Source organism: Moorena sp. SIO3H5, assembly GCF_010692395.1.
GTDB lineage: Bacteria > Cyanobacteriota > Cyanobacteriia > Cyanobacteriales > Coleofasciculaceae > Moorena.
Genome location: NZ_JAAHHS010000504.1, coordinates 1 through 4,969, shown reverse-complemented (window position 1 = coordinate 4,969; position 4,969 = coordinate 1). Strand labels below are relative to the sequence as shown.

At 44.1% G+C, this 4,969-nt stretch carries 4 protein-coding genes; 3 read left to right on the top strand and 1 reads right to left on the bottom strand.

The window, feature by feature from the left end; genetic code table 11:
- Positions 1-183 precede the first annotated feature (183 nt).
- A complete protein-coding gene (locus tag F6K52_RS32330; protein ID WP_293088556.1) occupies positions 184-2,109 on the bottom strand; it encodes a caspase family protein in 1,926 nt (641 codons plus the stop codon).
- A 281-nt stretch (positions 2,110-2,390) separates the two neighbouring features.
- Between F6K52_RS32330 and F6K52_RS32325 the strand changes: the two genes are divergently transcribed.
- The 3 genes from F6K52_RS32325 (at position 2,391) to F6K52_RS32315 (ending at position 4,595) form a co-directional block, all read left to right on the top strand.
- A complete protein-coding gene (locus tag F6K52_RS32325) occupies positions 2,391-2,933 on the top strand; it encodes a hypothetical protein (protein ID WP_293088553.1) in 543 nt (180 codons plus the stop codon).
- 44 nt (positions 2,934-2,977) lie between these two features.
- Entirely contained in the window at positions 2,978-3,148 is a 171-nt protein-coding gene (rpmF, locus tag F6K52_RS32320; protein ID WP_293088549.1) for a 50S ribosomal protein L32, read from the top strand.
- A gap of 604 nt (positions 3,149-3,752) precedes the next feature.
- Positions 3,753-4,595, top strand: coding sequence for a universal stress protein (locus F6K52_RS32315; protein WP_293088546.1), 843 nt, complete (start codon positions 3,753-3,755; stop codon positions 4,593-4,595).
- Positions 4,596-4,969 lie beyond the last annotated feature (374 nt).

Below are 4,969 nucleotides of genomic sequence, written 5' to 3'. Positions count from 1 at the left end.
AATAAACTCTGTGCGGATGACCGTACCCAAGCAGCTGTCCGTGCCCTCCGCTCTGGCTTAGTTATTTAAGATTATACCATAGAGTAACCTTTGACAGTTATAAGGTTAGTTGGTTGAAGGTTGAACGCGCACGCGTGGCCAAAGGCCAAGGTTCAACCTTCAACCTTCAAACCCAAATGGCTATCAAGGTCTACCTTGCTCCCATCTAGCGATCGCTTCTTGGGCAGCCTCATAGTAAGGGGTATCTTTTGGGACTAATTTTGCTGTGTTAATTGCGGAGAGAAACTTGCCTCGCGAGGCACGGGACTTAGCAATCCCATAAATCTTATCGCTAGCTTGAGCAATTAACGCTTGTGCTGTGGCATACTTCGGTTGACCCGCTGGAATCTTACGCAGGGTTGCGATCGCACGATTATAACTAGACGCTTGATTACGTTGGACTTGTTTGATGGCTGTTTGGATAGTCTGTTGATTCTGGGACTTCTGTTGGGCTAGAATTTGCCACTGTTGAATAGCATCGTTAGCCTCATGATAAACAGAACGGTTATCTTCAGGAACTAGCTGGGCAGCTGCGACCGCTCCTTCAAAATCACTTTTTTTTGCCCGTTTCGTGGCTAGATCCAAAATTGAGTGACTCCAACGAGTGATATATTTTTGTGTCTGCTCATAAAGAGGATCCCCAGGTTTTACCTGACGGGCAATTGCGATCGCATCGCTATACACAGATGCCTGTTTCGGTTCAACTAATTGTCTTGCCTGGTCCAAAGCTGCTTGATTGGCCTTGATCAGACTCGGTTCCAGGGATTTCTGTGGTTTAGTTTCCAGGGGTTTACTCTTAGAATTTGGCAAGGGAGCTGGAGTTGCCTGGGATTTTGACGCTGTAGGCAATCTTACTGGGGAATTCCTGACCTGATTAGTCTCTGGTACTGTGGTAGTTAATCTGGTAGTCTCTGTGTTTTTGATAACCTGCTGAGTAATCAAGCCTTCCTGGTTACGGACAACAGTTAAGCTCACTAGTCCTAACAACAAAGCTATACCACTACCCCAAAACAACCATTCTCGCCATGACGATAACTCTTCTGTATCAGTTTGAGGCTGGCTGTTTGAATAAGAAACTAAAGCTACTGAGTCAGATAAGGTTTGGTTTGAGCTGTCAGTGTTAGTGGGTAAAGAGCTATTCGGGTTTTGCGTTACCACCGATAAAGGTTTTTTCGTAAATTCACTCTCAAGGTGCGCGCCTCCAAGGCAGGGTTCCCCGGCCTTGGGTGGCACCTCAAGATTATTGCCATCTTCCGAAAAAACGACCTTAGTAGCTTCTGAGTCAGTGATCGGGTCAGCCCATTGATTTTCTGGTGGTGAGCTCGCCCCTTCAGGCCAAATGTTTTGTTGTCGATACTCCTGTAAAGGAATCACTGTAAGAGGAATCTGAACTGGTCGCCAATGGTGTTGGCTCAACTCCGGTAGGCGCTCTGTGAGATACTTGTCAAGATTCTCAAGGGTAATGTCAGTATGATAGTAACGCAGTGCTTCTAGAAGTGCTGAGGTGAATAAGCCATTCCCTAGAGCCGAAGCTTCGTGAGAAAACTGGTTGAGTTGACTAGAAAGTATCAGGGAAATACCCATTTGGTAGGCTAATTCCACTGTTTCAGCACCAACCGGTTCACCAGATGGCATTCCCGGTGAGCGGTTTATGTCTAACAATACCAGGATTTTATTGCCCCCCATAGTTTTGAGAGAGGAAAACAGGCATTCTATTGGTATACCTGTTCCTGGAATGTCATCTGGGTTGCCATCAATCGGCATGAGGTAGTCAACTTTATCCCAACTGACCCCGCAGCCACTGAACAAGAACCAACGCCAACTTTCTCGGGAAGCTGGACTCTGGCGAATCCTGTCGAGACATCTTAGAATATTTTCTCGGTTGGGGTAGGTTAAAAAATCATCAATCGGTGGTGAATTATCAGTTAATAAAAGAAACTCACTGGGTTGCAGATGAGCTTGGTCTACAAAAAACCCTTGTAGTCTTTGAGCATCTGCTTGACCATAGTTTAGAGGTTGTAAGAACTGATAGTGGTTGATGCCAATTGCTATACCAGCGTAATTTGCCATTTACCCCATACCCTAGCGGCTGAAACTAAATCTTATACCTAATTTTAGGTATGCCTAAATTTATTACTATTTCTGTAGTTTCCCCTTACAGGCAAATTCTCATTTAACCCTGTTTAGCTTAACCTAACGGCTTAACTTTATTAATTCATTAATTATAACACTATCGAAGCTAGTCCACCTTTCAAGGCTCTCGAAGTACAATAGTCAATCTAGTTGACTTAAAGATTTTCCTTCATGATAAGAATTGACCTTTTTCCAGCCTAATCAGAGGATACAAGACTATGTTATCCAAAGTAATCCGGCTATTGGTGTTACCCGGCTTAGTAGGGGTTAGTTGGTTGACGACAGTTGCCATTGTTCCCCAAAGCGCCGAAGCCAAGACAGCCCGTATTAATGTTACCCTGAATCGTGAGCCTGAGGAAACTTACCAAGGCTTTATGCGCCGTGCTGAAGTAGTTGCTAGAGCAGCAGCTCAACGGAGCTTCGATAGTGATATTTTGACTACAAAGGTAGCGATTACTATTCTAGGGCAAAATCAAGGAGAAATTGCCCCAGTCTTGTTGTTAGAAGTCAGCCGTCCATCCTGGCAAAGACGACCGGATGCCAAGTATTGGGCAACTTATTTTCCCAATACCCAGTTCTTACTGCGAGTTGAGGAACCTGATTTTTCGGCTCAAACTCAGCCACAGTCACTGGAACCAGTTTCCCCAAGTCCTCAGCCACGGCCAGCCAACAACCAGGCTCCTGAGCCGCCAGCCAACAACCAGGCTCCTGAGTCATCATCACCTGACAACGAGATAGAAGACCGAGATACAAGACAATGAAATAAGATAGAAAAGCTGTCTAACAATTTAAATAATTTACACTTATGGCTGTTCCTAAGAAGAAAACCTCAAAATCCAAACGGGATAAACGTAAAGCTAACTGGAAGCGCAAAGCGCATCTGGAAGCACAAAAAGCCCTCTCTCTCGGTAAAGCAGTTCTGAGTGGGCGTTCTAGCTTTGTTTATCCAACAAAGGAAGAAGAAGACGAAGAGTAGGTTTACTCCTCCCCACCGGGCTTCGGACGGCGTATCGCTTATTTTTACCATAGTTCCGGTGGGTTACGTATCACTTAGGAGGCGCTATACAGCCTGTTGCCCTAAAAGCTAGATCCGACTTTCGGGTCTCCAAGGGACTTACCTAGTTTAATAGATGTGAAGCTAATACTGAAGCTAGGCGTGAGAGTCTTGACTGATCAAGGAGTACTGTCTTCTCACCGCCGTTAATAAATTTTCAAAATTTTCTAGCCTCATTATCAGTATCCTGGTCTGTATATACCAGGGAAAGTCCAACCCTCAACCCCTACCGGACAACTATCTGAGGTCCCTATAGGTTGCTGGGGATTGAACTGGCATATTTAAAACTGATTTCTGTTTGTTAACTTTTGGTGGTTAACAAACAGAAAATCATGATTCGGGCTGTGCCAATTAGATGTATCACAGCTTAATACCATTGAGTTGAGTTTCAAGTAAGTGGCAGACAATTTACCAAACATTTTTAATGGTTAATTGTTAGATTTTGCAAGTCAATTTTGCAAGTCAATTTTGCAACTCAATGGTCAGTAACCAATCATAATTTAGTAACTCGAGCAATAATTGCCCAATGATAAGAAAACTTTTAATATCTGTAGCTGGTCGGGGACTGTGTGAAGAAATGTTCAACATGTTGGCCGAAATTCCTGCCATACAACAGGCATCGGTCACAGTCCTACATGTGGTGCCTCCTCAAGCCACGGCTGAAGCCATGTCAGCTAAGTTAGAAGAGGGGGGTAAAGTTCTAGCAGATGCGGTCAAGTCGTTAAAGGTTGACCCCAGCAAAATCACGCCCAGACTGAAACAGGGAGACCCTAAAAATATTGTTACCCAAGTGGCAGATGAAGAGGAAACCGACCTGATTATTATGGGTTCGAGAGGACTAACTCGCCTAGAAGCGATTTTGGAAAACTCCGTTAGCCAATATGTGTTCCAATTGTCTTCCCGCCCAATGTTGTTGGTCAAAGACGATGTCTACGTCAAACAAATCAGACGGGTGATGGTTGCAATGGATAAATCTGATGCTGCTCAAAATTCCTTCGAGTTGGCTCTATCCCTAGTGCGAGATATGAAGAATGTTCAACTATATCTAGCTCGTGTCATCCCAGAAGCCAAACCTGATCAACTAATGAGCAATGCTGAAACAGACCCAGTTCTTGCAGAGGCAGCAGCAAAAGCTAAAAAGCTTGGTGTTTCTTACCGTTGTGTTGTGAGTGGTGGTAAGCCCGGACCAGGAATCTGCCAGTTAGCAGAGGACAATAACATCGACTTGCTGATTCTCGGTTCTCCTGACCGTCGCCCTTCTATCGCTAAGAGTTTAGTAGATTTAGATCGATTACTGGGGAATTCCTTGTCAAACTACGTCAGAGTAAAGGCCAACTGCCCAGTGTTGTTATCACGCACAACTATTTGAAGCAGTCAGTTATTAGTCATTAGTCATTAGTCATTAGTATTGCCAGGAAACCTCTTGTTGCGTACAAGTTGTTTAAAAAGGGTTTATGATCAAGGCTTAATGACTAATTACTTAAACTTCCACCTACTTTAGATTTCACATACTTTAGTGGTGGGAGGGAGAGTCATAAATCGAGTAACAATAACTGATAATCCCGCCTAATTTAGTGGCGGGAGAAGTCAACTTAACCGTTCTTTAATTCAGTTTTTTACAAAGAATCAACGATGCTGAAAGCCCCGTGTCTTTAGACCGGGTCAGAAGTTACCGCAAAAATAAGGCAGCCTTTATGGTTGGTCGGCTATGGGTAAAAGGGTTAAAAATTTATGATTAAGGCT